Source organism: Paraglaciecola sp. (assembly GCF_039964565.1).
Lineage (GTDB): Bacteria > Pseudomonadota > Gammaproteobacteria > Enterobacterales > Alteromonadaceae > Paraglaciecola.
The window spans coordinates 107,613-125,660 of record NZ_JBDVXF010000021.1 but is presented as its reverse complement, the minus strand read 5'-3'; the positions used below and the strand labels follow the sequence as shown (position 1 = coordinate 125,660).

Here is an 18,048-nt window from a genome sequence, read left to right as displayed (position 1 = left end):
ACTTCACCCCGACAGCACCACGACATTGCCATATAATGCATCAAACAGCGTGCTAAAAGTATTTAGTTATAACTGTGAACAAAGGATAGCGAGCTAAACCTTTTTGCTCCTTATTGATATGTTTGTTAAGTTTCACTATTCACAATACAGTAAAAGTACAAAAAAACGGAAACGACGCATTATACCGCTGTTCCTATATTAGTTGCGCGAGAGAGCGAAGAGAATGTTATTTATTGTTTTAATTGTTTAACGCAGCGTACAAAAACAGAAATCGATGTGATTCCACCACAAATAATTCCGACTTGAGGGATAGAAAGCTCAACTGAGTCCTTTACGAACATTCTGCCAATTGTTGAACCGAGAACAAATAAAGCAGCAAAAAAAACTACCACAGCAATAACTAACATTAACCATGTTCCAGTTGCTTCACATTTAGACATTTTATCTCCTTAGACTTTGTTAATTGATAACACATACAATAACGGGAAAAGCAGAGCGGCAGCGTAGCTTTTGCCAATAATCGAAGCGAATTCTGTTTATTGTTTCGTTTGCTGCTGATTTAATGAATGCCTAACAATAAACCAGCGACACTAAGATCCACATCGATTTCTGGCCAGTGAATACCGCCACCATCTCCGAGTAATTCCCAGTTAGCAAGTTACTCGGGAGTTGCTTGCGATAAGAGAGGAAACCATACTAATGGCGCTGAAATTGTACGACCATCGGTTAATTCAACAATTAAGTCAAAATAGTGTATTTGATAATTTAAGCTTGTGGGTGCAGCTTAACCGCTAAAGTGTTCATTCCAAACCTCCCAAAATGCTTCTTTATTTTCATCGACTAATTGCTGAAGTTTACGCAATTCTATTCGAGAAAACCGTGTTGAACTAGCTAAAGTTGAGGGCTTTACCCAAAATTTGGTGAGCATATTTTCTCGCTGAGTATGGAGATGTGCAGGTTCACAATTTTTTTTTGCTATAAAAGAAAAAACGAATGGGACCAATTTCTGAAACTGTAGGCATAAATTGTTTCTAATGAAACTATTAAAGCTCATCAAATGTTTAAGCGCCTAATGCCTTTGTAATGAACCGCGTAGAGGCAGAGCCACGCTTTTAGCGGTCCAGTCGAAGGCACCATTAACAAACTTGTTATGAGTTTTTGTTGCGCGGCTTCCTGTTTTCACGTTTATTACGCCATCCATCTGAAAAACTTCTTAGTTTACCCCGAACGCCACTAAAACGTGGCTTGCTTGGTATTTTAGGCTTACGCCAGCGAATTAAGGCAATAAACAACTCAACAACCAACAGCACCACCCAAAAAAGAACTTCACCAAAGAGCACGAATACTGGTGCCACTATTTCCGCAGCTGGCGCTAATAGTGCTGATATAATCTCGACGACAATCATCACTAAAGCCATGATTACCTCAATTATTATTTCAAAGAAGGCGACTTACTCCTATAGACTCATAACTGCGTAATATGGGGCAGCCGGCGCATAGCGAGGCGGCGAATAGGCTGCCCCAGCCAGCGTATTTTTCGGGCGACCTGATTACTTTGTTATGCATTTAGTCACCCATATTCTGCATTATCTTTTTGTTTAACTCTTGGAATGAACGAACCAGTTCATCACAATTTTCCTTTGATGCTCCGCAACGAGCGGACATATCAATGTAGATAGCTCCATCACGCTCAATTACATGCCGCTCCACATAGGCTGGGTGAGCCGGATGGTTTGAAGGAGTAAAGCTAAACATTACCCCTTCTTGAGAGCTAGCGATAATCCAGCTGCCTTGTTCATATACATTAAAAGATTTGTCATTCTTTAATTCGTTTAACTTTTCCTCGACAGTCTTACCATCCGAGTTATAGCCGTCATACCCTAGTTCATCGCTATGTGCACACGAGAAAGATAGCAAAAAAAGCCACAATGAAAGTACGTATTTCACACTAGAAACTCAGTTGGATGCATAACGCTTCGCATAAACAGCGGAGTAAGTTGGACGCTTTTTTGCGCCGTTTGTTTTGCAAAAAACCGGCCTGCTTGCGGAGTCAGGTTTAATGCGTTTGTTAGTTCCCAATATATGACCTCAATAAGCCCATTCTAAAAATTGGAATAGACTGCTTACTTAGTCCAAGCCCAACTAGCTTGTCCACATGGGAATCAATTTCATCGACAGAAACCCTTTCTCGCAAGTGTTTATATAAAAGACCGTAATAGTGAGCCATACCATCAAGTGACAAGTGCTTCTCAGAAGAAAATGATATTGGGAAAGTAAAGGATTTTAAAGAGCCTACAACATCTTCAACTATCTTATCTTTATTTTCTTCCATAAAATTTATCTTATGCTCTATTAGGGTTGAAACTGCTTCAAAATCTAAACTTGTTTCGTTGCCATTTTTTTCAACGATAGGATTAATAGTTTCACTAAAGAGTAAGAATTGAATGTTTATATCTCTTGTGCCCTCAACATCCTGTTGTAATTCCCACATAGGATGATGAATAAGTCCCCATTGAACACAAATAATGTTTTCCCGTCCAGCCTTACCAATAAGAAAACCTAAGGAAAAATCGTTGGTAGAAGGTTTAAGAAAGCGAGACATGGCTCCCTCGCTACTGGCTTGTTTGAAGCCACTTCCTTTAACGATATTAATCAGTTTAGATTTCACAAAAAAGCCTTGAGGTTAATGGGAACTAACGCTTATTGCTAAGCACATCGTATATGTAACTTCTCGGATTGATATAAACTTCAGCCACTTTTAACTATTACCTTTTGATTTTATTAACTATTTATAGTCTTATTTTGGGGTTGAGTAACACAATTCCCAAAAGCAAAAGAAGACTAGGCTTTAACGCGACTTTTCTGTTTCCTATTAAAAGCCATGTATAAAAAATTTTCCATAGCTAAACTAATAACTTGGCGGTTTTAGGGAAAATAAAGTGGGACCCGCTAGTTTTATTTAATTGGAACAGAAGAGGCGACTCTACTGTAAACAGGCACATAGACTCGCAGTGATATCGAAAGTCTATGCGCGATTATCAATAAAAGAACTGAGTTAGAGTTCGCAGCTCACAGTGTTTTCAGGCTCGACGATTTTTACTTCGCTTAACTGAATGGTTAACCCCGAATCTGCGGCTAGCATAAACGGAATATCTACCTTTTCCATGTTACTTCCGGCCTTGGCAAAACAATTCAAAGCAAGGTTAGCCTGTTGCCAATCTTGGTCTACTTTTGACTTCAGTGCACTTGTTACGTCTAATTCACCTATACAATCTGCACCACAACTCATGCTCAAAGTCACCTTATTCGCTTTCTGAGACAGTACTTTATAATTAAACGCCAGCGCCATGCCAGACTGGGTTTTCAAGGTCAAATCGATAGGATTACCTTGTATTGACAAATTGGCGGCGCCCTGCCAAGTGGCCTGAATAACATCTTCTTGGGCTTGGTGGTCGGTAGCTTGCACAAACAACTTTGACAATGAACTCGCTTGTGAGCTAGCACTGACTTGGGTGTTGCCACCGGCATCGTTGAGCACTACACGCCAAGGTTGTACTGGGTCACCTGCAAATAAAAATCGCTCGTCATTAATTTGGCTAACAGCAGGGTCAACCGCTTCACTTAATAACTCTAGGTTTTGCTTATCTTTTATTGACAGTCCATAACCGTAAGCAAACAAGGGTTGATAGTTTTCGTCACCAACATTGAGCTCGACGTCCAAAGGGTTAGCAGGCCAAGAAAACGATAAGCGACCGGTAAAATCGAATTGCACTTTACCTTTTGCATCTTTGAACAATAAATCTGCCACACCGCCTCCTTCAGAACCGGGCAGCCAAGCCGCTACAAAGGCATCTGAAGCATTGATTTCTGGATTGACCCACATACCGCGGCCCGACAAAAATAACGATACAGTTGGAATACCTTGTTGTTTAAGAGAAGTTAAAAGTGCTAAATCTGCTGTTGGCTTATAGTCAAGATCCGTTACGTCACCTTGAAATTCTGCATAAGGCTGCTCACCAAAAACCACTATAGCTACATCGGGTTGCGTCTCGAATTTTCCACTTTCACTTAACTCAACTTGTCCACCCGCGGCTTGAACCGCTTTTTGTATGCCTTGATAAATCGATTCGCCGTTAGGAAAATGCGAATTATTGTTGCCTGTACCTTGCCAACTTAAGGTCCACCCACCCGATTGTTGCCCAATATTATGTGCGCCTTCACCCGCCACCAACACTTTAGAATTGGCTGAAAGTGGCAATAATTGATTGTCGTTTTTGAGTAATACCAGTGACTTTCTAACTGCTTCTCTGGCAACAGCTTTATGTTGTTTTGAACCCAATAATTCGAACTTACCGGCGTATGGACGTTTAGATGGCAACTTAGCATCAAATAAACCAGCACGTAGTTTAACGCGTAAAACACGTGATACGGCTTCATCTAATCGCGCCATACTGATTTCACCCGACTTCACTTGTTTCAAAGTGTTGTTGTACAAACCTTTCCAACTATCGGGTGCCATAAACATGTCTAAACCCGCATTAAAGGCCTGAGGACACGACACGTTACTGCAACCGGCCACTTGACCATGGCCATTCCAATCTCCTACCACTAAACCGTCGAAACCTAATCGCTCGACCAATATGTCGTTTAACATTTCCCGGCTACCGTGCATTTTCCTGCCGTGCCAACTATTAAACGAAGCCATAACTACCTGAGCGCCATGTTGAATGGCTGGCGGATATCCAGCACCATGTATATCCCGCATAGCGGCTTCACTCACAGTTGAGTCGCCTTGGTCTTTGCCATCTTGGGTGCCACCATCTCCCAAAAAGTGCTTAACGTTAGCTAAAAGATGATCTTGGCTGAGAAAACTATCGGTGTTGACTTTACCTTGGATCCCCTCAACTAGTGGTCCAGCGAAACTGGCTACTATTGCGGGGTTTTCAGAGTAACTTTCATAGGTGCGCCCCCATTTGTCATTTTGGACTACGGCTAACGTAGGGGCGAAAGTCCAATCTATGCCCACCACCAAAATTTCCTTAGCGGTAATTTCACCAATTTTTCGCATTAAACCTGGATCGTTCGCTGCCCCCAAACCAATGTTATGGGGGAAAAGTGTGGCACCTACTACATTGTTATTGCCATGCACGGCATCTATGCCCCACAGCAAAGGTATACCGACTCCACCATCACTGGTGTCGGTCGACGCTTGATAGAATTCGTCTGCCAACTTTAACCATTCCGATGGTGGCGCATGAATATCGCCATTCGGAGCACTACTACCACCGTTTAATACTGAGCCTAAGTTGTATTCCCCCGCCTCTTGGGGTGTGATCGAAGCAATGTCGGCTTGAATGACTTGCCCGACCTTTTCTTCAAGAGTCATTTTCGCTAGAAGCGCCGCGATTTTAGTTTCTTGTTCTGGGGAGCGTTTGATAGGAGACTGCTGTTTCGGCCAATTTTCAGGCGTAACCGTAATAGCAGTAATTTTTTCAGCTAATAATGGTTGAGGCTTTTCAGTTATAGGTTCAGAATTGCCATTAGAACATGCTGCTAACGTGGACAGCAGCGTAAAAAATAACACTAACGAACAGAGCTTTTGCTTAAATTTATGATTGGTCATCGGCACGAATATGGCCCTTATTTTTATCTTAATGCAAACGTTTTCACAAAAGTAAACAACTGACAACAAATAAGCAATAAAAACCCACAATCTAAACGACATACTTTGTTTTCACCCATAAAAAATGGCCTCTGCTGAGACCATTTTTGACATGACTAATTTTTACTAGTAATAGCTCATGAGCAATATGTTCAATCTAACTTTGCTTAGGCTTAGTTATTGTCAAGTTAACTAACGTGAAGTTAAATTCTATCCTTAAGGGCTGTCACTATGGTGAAGCTTCTAAACCATTTTCTGAAGCCCAAGCAATAACCGTTTTGCCGTCTTGCTCTGGGGTGCTTAAATCACCTTTAGGCATTTTCTTTACCATTAATGTACCGGTTTCAACAGCGTTGCTAAGCATAGCTGTGCGAATAAGACTGTTACCACTGCAAGAGATACCCGTGTAGTAATCTTTTAATTTAAGTTTAAAATCAGATTCAACTCGTTTCATTTTTTTACGTAGTTCGCCTTTGTCGTCGGCTTTAACGATAGTACAAATATTTTGTAGCGCTTCGCTTACATTAGCTTGCGCACTGCTCACACTGAAAAAGCAATAGTAGCGATAACAAGAGTAGTTTTGGTCAATCTCAACACGGTGAATCCTCAAAAAATATAGATAAATGAATAGTGAACCCTTCTGTGATTCTGGAATGGATTGGGCTGGACTGGACTGGACTGGACTGGACTGGAGTTTCTCCACCCATCCCTTAGGTATAAGGTTTATTACTATTTAATTTTGAGAAGGCAACTACATGTGGTCCCCATGATTAATTAACCTTGTATTCCCACCTTTATTCACTAAAAGCTGGGTGTCTACAAAACTGGGGTAGATCGTTAGTTAAAATTGAAAGCAACATCGGCTATCATTGAGCTCGCAGGTAACCCGTTATGAGAACTTGTTTGTTAAGACACTTGAGAGTACCAATGAAGTTAGTGATTTTAATTATTTATAGTTTATTTACCTTGTCGGTTGCCGCTGCAACATCCGTCACTGTTAAACTGCCGTCTATCAATTCAAAAGACGATTTTCGTCATCAATACTCTCAACAGCTACAAAAGCTTATTCTGTCGTCCTCTGGTTCAGACGTTAAGATTGAATGGGTTACCTTTCCAAACGAACAACAACACCTTAGCCTATTAGATAATCATGCTGTCGATATATTTGCTAGTGCGACTGATAAAAAACTCGAAAAAAGATACCACGCTATTCGTTATCCAATTTTCAAAGGATTAATGGGGTATCGGCTAATATTAGTGAGAAAAAATGACCGCGATATATTAGCTAATGTTAAGGATATCAATGATTTAAAAAAATTTACCGTTGGCCAAGGTAGCCAGTGGCAAGAAACGAAAATTTATTCTGAGAGTGGCTTCGTAGTCAATACTAGCAGGCATTACAATCACTTGTTTGAAATGCTAAGCAAACAGCGTTTTGATCTTTTCCCAAGATCAGTATTAGAAGTTTGGAATGAAGCCAAAACATTTTCAAACCGAAATATTGTTATCGAACCTCACGTGGCATTACATTACCCAATGTCTATATTCTACTTTGTCAGAAAGGACCACGACCAGTTGATCCAACTTCTTGAAAACGGTTTTAAAGTAGCGGTAGACAATGGAAGTTTTGATGCATTATTTGAAAAACACCATACAGACCTAATTAAACGAGCAAAACTCGATAAGCGCACACTCATTGAAATACCTAACCCTTTCTCAGCCGCTATTTCGAGTCAAGAAACCCCGCTATACATTAACCTCTAGTGTTTAGAGCGATTGAATTGGGTTGCAGAAGCTCATAATTATAGTGCTCTCTCACTGACCTTCGATAGTCAATCTACTCTCCGTTAGGCGTTGATTTTTTTAGTGAAACCTACTCAATTTCGACTCATTTCGATTAAACGACTATAGGTACGACGGAACTCAAATAACAAGGCACCTTCTTGGTACAATTCTACCAACGGCACGTCAGTGCCAAGATAAAGCCGCACTTTTTGATCATACAACTCATCTATCAGGCTAATAAATCGACGAGCCATATCATCACTTTCGGAATAGGACACTATGCGCTCACCAGTGACCGCCGCTTGATTGTCACCTATACCATCTTCGGTACCTCGGGCCTTTATCCAACTGCGTATCTGGCCGCCTAATTTAGGCACGCCACTTAACAACACTGTTTTAAATTGCGTAGCAATTTCCATGTAATCTAACTGCGAGCGTGGCCCTTCACACAAATCGAAAAAATCGAACCAAACGACTGAGTTTGAAACTGTTACCTCTGTGGCCTTAATCACTCTGATATTTCGGTGACATATTTTTATAGGCTTATCTCGGATTTCTGCTGGGTCTATTGCTTGGGTGAGATCAGTAAAAATTCCCAAAAAGTCGATTTTATTGGTGTAACCAATATATTTAGAGTCTTCAAAACCTTCTACTTCATTTTGTTTCATCGACAAGTTTTCTATACGATGGTCATGTGCCCCAACTAGATTCACGCTCTGTGTGTGATGCTGCAAAAGCGTGATGCAGGGCAAAAACTTGTGTCTGGCTAAGCCGTTTTCATATAAACGTTCGATGGGAGTATTTGAAGTAGCGACTAAGACTACACCTTGCTTAAATAAACGTTCAAACAAGCCTGCCAAAATCATGGCATCGCCAATGTCAGACACAAAAAATTCATCAAAACACAAGATGCGACATTCTTTAGCTAGCTCGTTGGCAACAAGTATCAAAGGGTCTTCTTGCCCTGCCTGTTCCATCAGAGCTTGATGAATACGCGCCATAAAACGATGAAAATGTAATCTCATTTTACCTTTATGAGGCAAACAGTCGTAAAACAAATCCATTAAAAACGTTTTGCCTCGGCCAACGTCACCCCACATGTAAAGACCCTGAATGACCTCAGGTGAAGGTGGTTTTTGTGAAGTTAGTTGAAAAAATAGCCGGTCTAAGGCATTGATCGCCTCTAGTTGATAAGGATCTTCAACAAGCTTGCTCCCTAATTGTGATTGGTACACAGCAAAGGGAGACTGAGCTATAGCTGTGCGGTTTGAGCCATCTGGCATCTCGGAAATATCTACAAAAACTAATTCAGAAAACAACTGTAGCGATTTTTAGCACTGCGGCCAAATGTAATTTTTTATTGCTATAAATAGACGCTGTTAGTCGTTGCCGTAAAAGCTCTAGAGACTATGCACAGTTAAAGGAGAGATAAGGGATACAAAGTAAAAACTTTTGACCGCAATGCTAACTCGGCTTGTCATTTCGTAAACGTTTCAACCCTCGTATTTTGTAACAATTCCACATTTGATTCCCATCTAGTTGAGGTTAGAGTACTCCTAAATCGTTGTTCAGGGCAGTATAAGCAACAGTGTTGGCAAGGCAATAACTTGGAAGATTCATAATGATCTTCTTAGCTTTAAAAAAGCCAATACCTGATAAGTGATTTTTGATTTCAATAACGTATTAGGTATCAAGGATACAAATAAGATGAACAAAGTGTTGGTTTTGGGGGCAAGTGGTGCGACTGGGAAGCTGGTTGTGTCAGAGTTATTGCAAAGAAATGTTGAGGTTGTGTCTATCGTGCGCGCTTCTAGTTCTTTGTTAGATACAGTTGCTAATCACCCCAACTATAGTGAAATCCTTGCTGATGTTGCCAGTCTTAACGCTCAAGAACTTACCTCCCATCTAATTGACTGTAGCGCGGTTGTATCTTGTTTAGGGCATAACCTGACGTTCAAAGGAATGTACGGAAAACCTAGACGTCTGGTAACCGATACCATCAAAACTGTGACCGAAGCTATACAGTTACTGGCTCCACCGCAAAAAATAAAGATTATCTTGATGAATACCACAGGAAACAGTAATAGAGATATTCCTGAGAAGCCCCCAGTTTCACAGCGAATGGTTATATCTATATTGCGTTATTTAATTCCACCACATCTAGATAACGAGCAAGCAGCTGACTTTCTACGGACAACTATTGGGCAACAACACCCGTTAATTGAATGGACCGCGGTAAGGCCAGATAGCCTTACAAATGAATCCAAGGTTTCGGCCTATACAGTCCATGCTTCTCCAACCAGAAATGCCATTTTTGATTCTGCACCTACCAGTCGGGAAAACGTTGCGAATTTTATGGCGGAATTGATTACAAATCCTCAACTATGGGCAACCTGGAAAGGAAACATGCCGGTGATATACAATGATATGTAAGGCGTTGTTAAAAAACTAACTTGCTGTCTCTGCTAAATTGCAAATAATCGAACAGTGTTTTGTCTGGATGTCTATAAATGGTCACGTTACCCTAAAATATCCAAAGTAGTTTGAAGAAAGATTCTTACGCCCATTAACCTTGCACGACCTAACTTTATTTAAGGAGCTAAATGTACCATTTACCAAAAGATATGAGCGCTGTTGTACTCACCGGTCATGGCGGCCCCGAAATGCTGCAATTTAAAACTGATATTTCACTACCTTCCCCTGCTAGTAATGAAGTTCTAATTAAAGTAGGAGCTGCGGCAGTTAATAACACAGATATCAATACCCGAATTGCATGGTACTCCAAGTCAGACTCAGCCAGTGAAGACGCAAGTTGGAGTGGTCAATCCCTTAGTTTTCCTCGAATTCAAGGGGCCGATGTGTGTGGTGTGATTGTTGCTGTGGGCCAAGGAGTGAACAGTTCTCGAATCGGTGAACGAGTGTTAATTGAGCCGTGCATTCGCGAATACAATGGCGAAATCCTTAGGCAACCTTGGTATTTTGGCTCTGAGTGCGATGGCGGATTTGCGGAATACACTACTGTTTCCTCAAGTCACGCCTATAAAATAACCAGTACACTTACTGATGTTGAGCTTGCCTCTTTTCCATGTTCATATTCAACAGCCGAAAACCTACTAACAAAGGCAAACGTCAAATCTGGAGAGACTGTTTTAGTCACAGGGGCTTCAGGTGGTGTGGGTTCTGCAGCGGTGCAATTAGCTAAAGCCAGAGACGCTAAAGTAATTGCAGTGACCAGCAACGAAAAATCAAAAGATGTTTTAAAACTTGGCGCCGCAACAACCCTATCACGCACCCAAAGTATTGTTGAGACTTTAGGTAAAAACTCTGTTGATGTAGTGATAGATTTGGTTGCGGGTAAACAATGGGGAGAGCTACTTGATGCCCTTAAACCTGGCGGTCGTTATGCGGTAGCAGGAGCAATTGCCGGACCTATAGTTGAGTTAGATATCAGAACGTTGTACCTCAAGGATCTTAGCTTTTTTGGTTGTACAGTACTTGAATCCGAAGTATTTGGTAACCTGATTCGTCATATCGAAAGTGGGGCCATTAAGCCAGTTGTTGCTCGAAGCTTTCAGCTAGATCAAATCGCAGAAGCCCAGGAGTTGTTCTTACAAAAATCACATACCGGAAAAATAGTATTGTCTGTAGCCAAAGAATCACTCAGTAGTAATTACTGACCTCACAAGCGCACAGACTTTGCGTGCAGTTGTGCCGGTTATTGGCTGATAAAAACCTTTAGCGATTTTTTAGTAAAAGTCTCTGTAATCGACTTATGCAATCATCGGCATTATTTTCCCTTAATGTTGTTTAAACCACACTTTTAGAGACGAAATGGTTTACCTAAGGAATACAACTTAATGTCTAACACACAGCCACCAAACACTTTGGCTTTTAAGTCACCAATAGACTTGCGCAACTGGTTGCAAACAAACCATGCCCACCAAACCGAGCTCTGGGTAAAAATTAATAAAAAAACTCCGGATTCCCTAGCGTAACTTGGGAGGAAGTTGTGACCGAGTCGTTATGCTGGGGGTGGATTGACGGAGTCAAAAAATCCCTCGATGACCTAGCCTATGTGCAACGAATTAGTCCAAGACGACCCAAGTTAACGCTCCTGCAAGTTTAATGATGCTATTGTTCGCATTCCTACTGACAATCTACAGAAAACAGCATTGTTTTGAGTCATTGCTATAGATCTACAACGCCAATTTGATAGGGTTTTGTCAACTAAGACAAAATTAGTTTAACTAGGCGTTGATTTGGTTTTTTACAACAATATCATTGACGCACCGAACCTCACGCCTTCTCGTCTAACTCGAATATTTCTCCTGGTGTGCAGTTAAGGGCTTCACAAATTTTTAATAACGTTGAAAATCTAATAGCCTTAGCTCTTCCGCACTTAAGTTTAGATAGATTCGCAATAGTTACATCTACTTGATTAGATAGTTCGGTTAACGTCATCTTTCGCTGCACAAGCAACAAATCAAGGTTGATTTTAAGTTTCATTTAATTCCTTTACTCCTTAATGCCATTGTCTTAGTAGTTTTGATTGTATAAACCCACATTAACACACATCGATTAACGATAAAAGATTGTTGCTATTCGATATTTCAATAGGTATATTAAATTGACTTCAATTTAAGGAGAAGAATATGTGGACAATCATTATTGCATTAACAAGTTTATTATTTGTCTTGACGGTTACTTGGTTAAGCTATTATCTGGGGCGCACCAAAACTGAAAACCCAATAGCCGCAGGAGTGGTTGGGTTTTTAGTCTCTTTTGTTCCACCGATTGCCCTAGTTTACTTGGTTGTTTTGTCGTTAAAAGAGGAAGTTGCTACAGTGTAGATAGCATTGCGGCAGTGCTAATATATGATGCTTTTTCATAAGTAACCTGAACTCGGGATAACTAGAAATAAACGCTGTATCTGCTAGTTCGACCCTGTAAATTTTTGAATTCAGAGATTTATAGGGAACTAGCCGATGTTTTCTAGCAATTTACTGTTCTTGGCGTGTGAATACTAATTCATTGCCCTTGCTCTTCTCTTTTGAAAACTGATATCCGGCAGAATCAAACTTTTTAAGGTCACTCACATCAGTTAGACGATTCTGGATAATATACCTTGCCATCATACCTCTGGCTTTTTTAGCGAAGAAACTAATTACTTTGTATTGCCCGTTTTTGCAATCTTGAAAAACAGGAGTAAAAATTTCCGCATTAAGCACCTTAGGCTTAACCGCTTTAAAGTATTCATTTGAAGCAAGGTTAATCAACACATTGTCGCCTTGGGTATCAATAGCCTCGTTTAATTTTTTACTGATGCGATCATCCCAAAACTGATAAAGGTTTTTGTTTTTACCTGTGTCTAATTTGGTGCCCATTTCTAAACGGTAGGCTTGCATTAAATCTAAGGGGCGTAACACACCATATAAACCTGACAAAATTCGAAGGTGCTGTTGCGCATAATCGAAGTCATCTTGGCTAAAAGTACTGGCATCTAGTCCCGAATAGACATCGCCGTTAAACGCCAGCAATGCTTGTTTTGCATTGCTGTTGTCAAAAGGAGTATGCCATCCTGCATAGCGATCTGCGTTTAAGCCCGCTAATTTATCGCTAATTTTCATTAAAGAACTAATTTTTGCGGGACTCAACTTACGACAGTGTTTAATTAGTCGATGAGAATCATCTAGCATTTCTGGTTGGGTGAATGTGTTTGTTATTGATGGGGTGTCGTAATCGAGATTTTTGGCGGGTGAGATAACAACTAACATTCAACAAGGTCCTTTAATGATTAAAATTGGCAAAACTACAGCAGTAATATGTGGGATACGTTGCCAAATACAAGTTGGATTTCAAATTTCTTTGTATTTCAAATAAGCTTCAGACAGAATTGAGCTCAGATATAGAGAAATTCAGATGAAATTGAGGATAAACATGTACCTAAGGTTTTTGGCACTTGCTAGCGTCACTGTTTTGTTATCAAACTGCGCCAATATGAATGAATCGGATTGTTTAACCGCTGATTGGCAATTGATAGGTTTTGAAGACGGCAGCTTGGGTAAAAATGAAAGTCATGTTTCTCAACATCGCAAAGACTGCTCTGAACATGGTGTGACACCAGACTTAGGGATGTATCGTCAAGGTCACTTCGAGGGCTCCAAACAATTTTGCACAACACGTAATGGCTTCAATCGGGGCCTAAAAGGCCAAGAGTATAACCGTAATTGCCCCCAACAATTTGAAGAGGCATTTTTAACTGGATTCACCGATGGTCAAAACCTGTATGGGTTAAAGAAGCTTCTCAATCAACGAGCAGACGAGCTTGAAGACGCCTATAAAGAATTAGATTGGCTTGAACACACTATTGCCGAAAAAAGTGAAACTATGATTGCAGATGGCTTAAATCGAAACCAACGAATAGTCATTAGAGATGAAATTTCTCAGCATCAAGAACAACAACGTTTTCTATATTCTACGCTTCACGAACTAAAACAGGAATTTGAAAACGCATCGTTGACCTATGAACAAGCCGAGCTTGAGTTTTCTCATTATTAACTTAACAAACAACTAACATTGATTAAAGCTTAGATACTGGGATTCAGTCTCAGTAAAATGCTTATGTGATTTCACAAAGTCTTTATTTTTGTTAGCAAATATAGCGTTTTACTGGCGTCTATACGGCAACGGTTATACCCTGTAGCTATTGTTATTTAGCGCGATACAGTAAGCAATAAGACATATGATAGTCAGCTTACTTCTTTGAATTCCTAAACAAATTTGCCAAGCTATACACATTACCATGTGATAGCCCACAAAGCGTCACTACTTATTAGAGGATAATATGTCAGATCAATTACAAGCATTAAGAGAAATTACCACAGTTGTTGCCGATACCGGCGATATTGAAGCCATCAAAAAGTACCAACCGGTAGATGCGACCACAAATCCCTCATTGTTACTTAAAGCGGCGGAAATGCCTCAGTATAAGTCTCATCTTGAAGCTGCTGTTGCATGGGCTAAAGAACAATCTTCTGATACCGAACAACAAATTATTGATGCGGGTGACAAACTATCGGTCACTATTGGTACTGATATTGTAAATATCGTACCGGGCCGCATATCAACAGAGGTTGATGCTCGCTTATCCTTTGATACTGCAGCAAGCATTGAAAAAGCCCATAAGTTAGTTGCGCTATACAAAGAAGCCGGTATCGACAAAAGTCGTATCTTAATTAAGTTGGCCTCTACTTGGGAAGGCATTCGAGCAGCAGAAGTTTTAGAAAAAGAAGGCATTAACTGTAATCTTACTTTGTTGTTTGGTTTTGCACAGGCACAAGCATGTGCAGAAGCCGGCGCTTTCTTAATTTCACCGTTTGTTGGCCGCATATTGGATTGGTACAAAAAAAGCACTGGCAAAACCGACTACAGTTCTGCCGAAGATCCGGGCGTAATTTCAGTTACTAAGATCTATAATTATTACAAAGAGCATGGCTACAAGACGGTTGTGATGGGCGCTAGTTTCCGCAATACAGGTGAAATAACCGAATTAGCAGGTTGTGACCGATTGACCATTGGACCAGGCTTGTTGGAAGAGTTGTCGCAAACTGATGCCCCTTTGCCAATTAAGTTGCAAGATAAAGGCGCCACCAAAACTCCTGGGGCACCATTAACCGAAACTCAATTCCGCTGGGAAATGAACCAAGATGCGATGGCAACTGAAAAGTTATCTGAAGGTATTCGTAACTTTGCCGCCGATCAAGTTAAATTGGAAGCCATGTTAAGAAGCTACCTATAAACTTACTCATTGAGATTAAAAGCGTCGAAAATCGGCGCTTTTTTGTTTTTTAGTCAACCTTAAGGGCCAGACTTAATCTTTACCCAAAATCGAGAATATATTATGACTGCACTAACGGCATCCCCCGCTTGGAAAAACCTTGAAAACTTAGCGACACACATAAAAACTCAGCACATGCGTGACTGGTTTGCTGCAGACCCAAATCGTGCTGAAACCTTTACTCAAGCAGCCTGTGGAATTGAGTTGGATTTTTCGAAAAACCTCATCACTGACGAAGTCATGCAAGCATTACATGCATTGGCAAGAGACGCTCAAGTAACTGAAAAAAGTCAGGCCATGTTTGCAGGTGACATCATTAACCACACTGAAAAACGCGCTGTTTTACATACCGCATTGCGTAATTTCTCAGGCAACCCCGTTTTGGTAGATGGTGAAGACGTGATGCCAGAAGTCTTAGCTTGCCAGAAAAAAATCCAAGACTTTGTGGCCAGTATACATAGCGGAGAACGTAAAGGTTATACCGGAAAACCTTTAAAACAAATTGTTGCCATTGGTATTGGCGGTTCTTTTCTTGGTCCAAAAATCATGTCAGAAGCCCTCAAACCTTATTGGTTCAAAGGGGTTAAAGTGCATTATGTGGCCAATGTTGATGGCTGTCATATTCAAGACGTATTGGCCACTGTAGATCACGAAGAAACCTTAGTGGTGATGTCATCTAAATCTTTTACGACTCAAGAAACCTTACAAAATACACTTACTGCTAAGGCATGGTTTTTAGGCGCCGGCGGATCTCAGCAAGATATCGCAAAACACTTTATAGCGGTATCGTCGAATATTAAAGCCGCCACCGAATTTGGTATGGCAGAAGACAATATTTTCCCGATGTGGGACTGGGTCGGGGGACGTTATTCACTTTGGTCAGCAATCGGTTTGCCGATCGCACTGACCATAGGCTACGACAACTATCGCGAGTTATTGCAAGGGGCATTTGAAATGGATGAACATTTCCAAACGGCGCCCATTGAACAAAACTTGCCGATGATATTAGCCTTGCTAGGTGTTTGGTATGTGAACTTCTTTGGCGCGCAAAGCCATGTGTTGTTACCCTATTACCACTATTTACGCGGTTTTCCAGCTTACGTGCAACAGCTGGATATGGAAAGCAACGGTAAGCGTATTGCTGGCACTGATAGCATCGCAGATTACGCCACTGGGCCAATTATTTGGGGTAGTGAAGGTACCAACGGACAACATTCATTCCACCAGCTAATTCATCAAGGCACAGTATTAGTACCCGCTGATTTTATGTTCCCTTTAAAGGTACCTAATCAAGACGACACCCATCACGCCATGTTAGCGTCTAACTGTTTTGGACAAACACAAGCGTTAATGCAAGGCAAAACATTTGCTGAGTGTAAGGCCGATTTGGCATCAAAAGGTTTAGATGAAGAGTCGCTTGAATCACTTGCCACCCACAAAACTATGCCTGGCAACAAACCCAGTAACACCCTGCTCTTCAATCAAGTTGATCCTAAAACCTTAGGCTCACTCGTTGCCATGTATGAACATAAAGTTTTTGTACAAGGTGCGATTTGGGGAGTGAATTCATTTGACCAATGGGGTGTAGAACTAGGTAAAGAGCTGGGAAATCAAGTACTTGATAAATTGGTACACAGTGATGCGGAGTTAAGTTTTGATGCCTCGACTAATCAGCTAATCAGTAAATTTAGACAAGCAAACGGATAAAACCCGCGATACGCGTTAAAAAATAACGCTATTCACCACAAAGGAAAAGGAGCGCTTCGCTGCACAGAGGAATAGTTGTCAAGAATTAAGTCTTTTTCCTGTGCTCTCCTTTTCCACTGTGGTGATAAACTTTTAATTTTTCTTTAGCTACGAGCTACGAGCTACGAGCTACGAGCCGCGCGATACAAGTGTTATTCATCTTTTAATTTCTAGATCTTTAAGCTCGTCACTCGAAGCTCGTAACTCGCAGCTTCTTAGCTCTTAGTTGTTTAAAGTGACAAAGCCACCATCAATGGGGAAATTTGAGCCTGTGATAAAAGAGGCTTCATCAGAACACAAATAGGCTACTAACCCCGCAATTTCATCGGCTTGGCCCATTCGACCAATCGGCTGGCTTTTGGATAATTTGTCAAACATTTCATCACGGTTATCGGGATAGTTTTTGTCTAAGAAATTATCTACGAAGGGAGTGTGAACCCGGCCCGGGGCAATACAATTGCAACGAATACCATGGTTGATATAATCTTTAGCCACAGAATAAGTCATGGTCAAAACTGCTCCTTTGGTCATTGAGTACGCAAAACGATCGGCGATACCTACCGAAGATGCCACCGATGCCATGTTGATGATGACCCCAGATTTGCGAGCTTTCATGGCGGGTAAGGTTGCTGCCATAGCGTTATACACACCTTTTACATTAACTTGATAGAGGCGGTCTAAATCAGCTTCGCTAGTATTTTCAAGATTACCTACATGGGCGATGCCAGCATTATTGATGAGAATATCAATCTGTCTGTTGTGCAAAATGTCGTTAATGACTTGGTGCACATTGTCGTGGTCAGCAATGTTGCATGAGTGCGCACTGGCCGAACCATTTTCCGTTTGGATCAAGGCGATAGTTTCGTCTGCTGCCTTTTTATCTAAATCCAATACCAACACATGGGCACCGGCGGCGGCTAATCGCAGACAGACGCCTCTGCCAATTCCGCTGCCACCACCTGTTACTAATGCTGTTTTATTGCTTAAATTCTGGTTCATAGTTGACCTTTTATTTCAT

At 41.0% G+C, this 18,048-nt stretch carries 17 protein-coding genes and 2 pseudogenes; 7 read left to right on the top strand and 12 right to left on the bottom strand.

The genetic code is table 11. The features are described 5' to 3' along the window. Positions 1-230 precede the first annotated feature (230 nt). From ABJK37_RS08975 to ABJK37_RS08940, 8 genes and pseudogenes are all read right to left on the bottom strand, one after another. Positions 231-440 carry a hypothetical protein gene (locus ABJK37_RS08975; RefSeq protein WP_348352229.1) on the bottom strand — a complete coding sequence of 70 codons (210 nt, stop codon included), beginning with the start codon at positions 438-440 and terminating at the stop codon, positions 231-233. A 119-nt stretch (positions 441-559) separates the two neighbouring features. Next, positions 560-712 (bottom strand): annotated as a pseudogene (locus tag ABJK37_RS08970) (DUF2442 domain-containing protein). Between the two features lie 72 nt (positions 713-784). After that, the gene (locus ABJK37_RS08965) at positions 785-1,054 is read right to left on the bottom strand and encodes a DUF4160 domain-containing protein (RefSeq protein WP_348352227.1); all 270 of its coding nucleotides are present in this window, start codon (positions 1,052-1,054) and stop codon (positions 785-787) included. A gap of 94 nt (positions 1,055-1,148) precedes the next feature. After that, the gene (locus tag ABJK37_RS08960) at positions 1,149-1,418 is read right to left on the bottom strand and encodes a hypothetical protein (RefSeq protein WP_348352225.1); all 270 of its coding nucleotides are present in this window, start codon (positions 1,416-1,418) and stop codon (positions 1,149-1,151) included. Between the two features lie 148 nt (positions 1,419-1,566). Then, entirely contained in the window at positions 1,567-1,917 is a 351-nt protein-coding gene (locus tag ABJK37_RS08955) for a molecular chaperone DnaJ (RefSeq protein WP_348352223.1), read from the bottom strand. A 151-nt stretch (positions 1,918-2,068) separates the two neighbouring features. Then, positions 2,069-2,668, bottom strand: coding sequence for a hypothetical protein (locus ABJK37_RS08950; RefSeq protein WP_348352221.1), 600 nt, complete (start codon positions 2,666-2,668; stop codon positions 2,069-2,071). 387 nt (positions 2,669-3,055) lie between these two features. Further along, positions 3,056-5,623 carry an exo 1,3/1,4-beta-D-glucan glucohydrolase gene (locus ABJK37_RS08945; protein ID WP_348352219.1) on the bottom strand — a complete coding sequence of 856 codons (2,568 nt, stop codon included), beginning with the start codon at positions 5,621-5,623 and terminating at the stop codon, positions 3,056-3,058. A 242-nt stretch (positions 5,624-5,865) separates the two neighbouring features. Further along, positions 5,866-6,259, bottom strand: a pseudogene (locus ABJK37_RS08940) (DUF3718 domain-containing protein). A gap of 330 nt (positions 6,260-6,589) precedes the next feature. Here ABJK37_RS08940 and ABJK37_RS08935 point away from each other — a divergent pair. Next, positions 6,590-7,426 (top strand): transporter substrate-binding domain-containing protein, encoded by an 837-nt coding sequence (locus tag ABJK37_RS08935; RefSeq protein ID WP_348352217.1) that lies wholly within the window; start codon positions 6,590-6,592, stop codon positions 7,424-7,426. Between the two features lie 113 nt (positions 7,427-7,539). On the opposite strand, the gene zapE is transcribed toward ABJK37_RS08935, so the two are convergent. Next, positions 7,540-8,730 carry a cell division protein ZapE gene (gene zapE / locus ABJK37_RS08930; protein WP_348352323.1) on the bottom strand — a complete coding sequence of 397 codons (1,191 nt, stop codon included), beginning with the start codon at positions 8,728-8,730 and terminating at the stop codon, positions 7,540-7,542. A gap of 424 nt (positions 8,731-9,154) precedes the next feature. Between zapE and ABJK37_RS08925 the strand changes: the two genes are divergently transcribed. Both ABJK37_RS08925 and ABJK37_RS08920 read left to right on the top strand, forming a co-directional pair. Beyond that, complete coding sequence (locus ABJK37_RS08925; protein ID WP_348352215.1) at positions 9,155-9,880, top strand: NAD(P)-binding oxidoreductase; 726 nt, start codon at positions 9,155-9,157, stop codon at positions 9,878-9,880. Positions 9,881-10,050: 170 nt separating this feature from the next. Beyond that, positions 10,051-11,124, top strand: coding sequence for an alcohol dehydrogenase family protein (locus ABJK37_RS08920; protein ID WP_348352213.1), 1,074 nt, complete (start codon positions 10,051-10,053; stop codon positions 11,122-11,124). Between the two features lie 619 nt (positions 11,125-11,743). Here the strand turns inward: ABJK37_RS08920 and ABJK37_RS08915 are convergent. Next, complete coding sequence (locus ABJK37_RS08915) at positions 11,744-11,953, bottom strand: helix-turn-helix transcriptional regulator (RefSeq protein ID WP_348352211.1); 210 nt, start codon at positions 11,951-11,953, stop codon at positions 11,744-11,746. 146 nt (positions 11,954-12,099) lie between these two features. Here ABJK37_RS08915 and ABJK37_RS08910 point away from each other — a divergent pair, with 146 nt between their 5' ends. Beyond that, on the top strand, positions 12,100-12,297 hold the full coding sequence (locus tag ABJK37_RS08910; RefSeq protein WP_348352209.1) for a hypothetical protein: 198 nt from the start codon (positions 12,100-12,102) through the stop codon (positions 12,295-12,297). 150 nt (positions 12,298-12,447) lie between these two features. Here ABJK37_RS08910 and yaaA read toward each other — a convergent pair whose 3' ends face one another. Next, positions 12,448-13,221 (bottom strand): peroxide stress protein YaaA, encoded by a 774-nt coding sequence (yaaA, locus tag ABJK37_RS08905; protein WP_348352207.1) that lies wholly within the window; start codon positions 13,219-13,221, stop codon positions 12,448-12,450. Between the two features lie 163 nt (positions 13,222-13,384). Here yaaA and ABJK37_RS08900 point away from each other — a divergent pair, with 163 nt between their 5' ends. The 3 genes from ABJK37_RS08900 (at position 13,385) to pgi (ending at position 16,991) form a co-directional block, all read left to right on the top strand. Next, entirely contained in the window at positions 13,385-14,005 is a 621-nt protein-coding gene (locus ABJK37_RS08900) for a DUF2799 domain-containing protein (protein WP_348352205.1), read from the top strand. A gap of 286 nt (positions 14,006-14,291) precedes the next feature. Beyond that, entirely contained in the window at positions 14,292-15,245 is a 954-nt protein-coding gene (tal, locus tag ABJK37_RS08895) for a transaldolase (protein ID WP_348352203.1), read from the top strand. Positions 15,246-15,347: 102 nt separating this feature from the next. After that, positions 15,348-16,991, top strand: a complete 1,644-nt coding sequence (gene pgi / locus ABJK37_RS08890) for a glucose-6-phosphate isomerase (protein ID WP_348352201.1) — start codon at positions 15,348-15,350, stop codon at positions 16,989-16,991. A 261-nt stretch (positions 16,992-17,252) separates the two neighbouring features. Here pgi and ABJK37_RS08885 read toward each other — a convergent pair whose 3' ends face one another. Then, a complete protein-coding gene (locus tag ABJK37_RS08885) occupies positions 17,253-18,029 on the bottom strand; it encodes a glucose 1-dehydrogenase (protein ID WP_348352199.1) in 777 nt (258 codons plus the stop codon). Between the last annotated feature and the right edge of the window lie 19 nt (positions 18,030-18,048).

Bases quoted from the DNA above. Each gene is read 5' to 3' on its own strand.
- ABJK37_RS08960 (WP_348352225.1), bottom strand. From the start codon at position 1,418: ATGGCTTTAGTGATGATTGTCGTCGAGATTATATCAGCACTATTAGCG.
- ABJK37_RS08915 (WP_348352211.1), bottom strand. From the start codon at position 11,953: ATGAAACTTAAAATCAACCTTGATTTGTTGCTTGTGCAGCGAAAGATG.
- ABJK37_RS08900 (WP_348352205.1), top strand. From the start codon at position 13,385: ATGTACCTAAGGTTTTTGGCACTTGCTAGCGTCACTGTTTTGTTATCA.
- yaaA (WP_348352207.1), bottom strand. From the start codon at position 13,221: ATGTTAGTTGTTATCTCACCCGCCAAAAATCTCGATTACGACACCCCA.
- ABJK37_RS08945 (WP_348352219.1), bottom strand. From the start codon at position 5,623: ATGACCAATCATAAATTTAAGCAAAAGCTCTGTTCGTTAGTGTTATTT.
- ABJK37_RS08910 (WP_348352209.1), top strand. From the start codon at position 12,100: ATGTGGACAATCATTATTGCATTAACAAGTTTATTATTTGTCTTGACG.
- zapE (WP_348352323.1), bottom strand. From the start codon at position 8,730: ATGCCAGATGGCTCAAACCGCACAGCTATAGCTCAGTCTCCCTTTGCT.
- ABJK37_RS08920 (WP_348352213.1), top strand. From the start codon at position 10,051: ATGTACCATTTACCAAAAGATATGAGCGCTGTTGTACTCACCGGTCAT.
- ABJK37_RS08885 (WP_348352199.1), bottom strand. From the start codon at position 18,029: ATGAACCAGAATTTAAGCAATAAAACAGCATTAGTAACAGGTGGTGGC.
- pgi (WP_348352201.1), top strand. From the start codon at position 15,348: ATGACTGCACTAACGGCATCCCCCGCTTGGAAAAACCTTGAAAACTTA.
- ABJK37_RS08925 (WP_348352215.1), top strand. From the start codon at position 9,155: ATGAACAAAGTGTTGGTTTTGGGGGCAAGTGGTGCGACTGGGAAGCTG.
- ABJK37_RS08965 (WP_348352227.1), bottom strand. From the start codon at position 1,054: ATGAGCTTTAATAGTTTCATTAGAAACAATTTATGCCTACAGTTTCAG.
- tal (WP_348352203.1), top strand. From the start codon at position 14,292: ATGTCAGATCAATTACAAGCATTAAGAGAAATTACCACAGTTGTTGCC.
- ABJK37_RS08975 (WP_348352229.1), bottom strand. From the start codon at position 440: ATGTCTAAATGTGAAGCAACTGGAACATGGTTAATGTTAGTTATTGCT.
- ABJK37_RS08935 (WP_348352217.1), top strand. From the start codon at position 6,590: ATGAAGTTAGTGATTTTAATTATTTATAGTTTATTTACCTTGTCGGTT.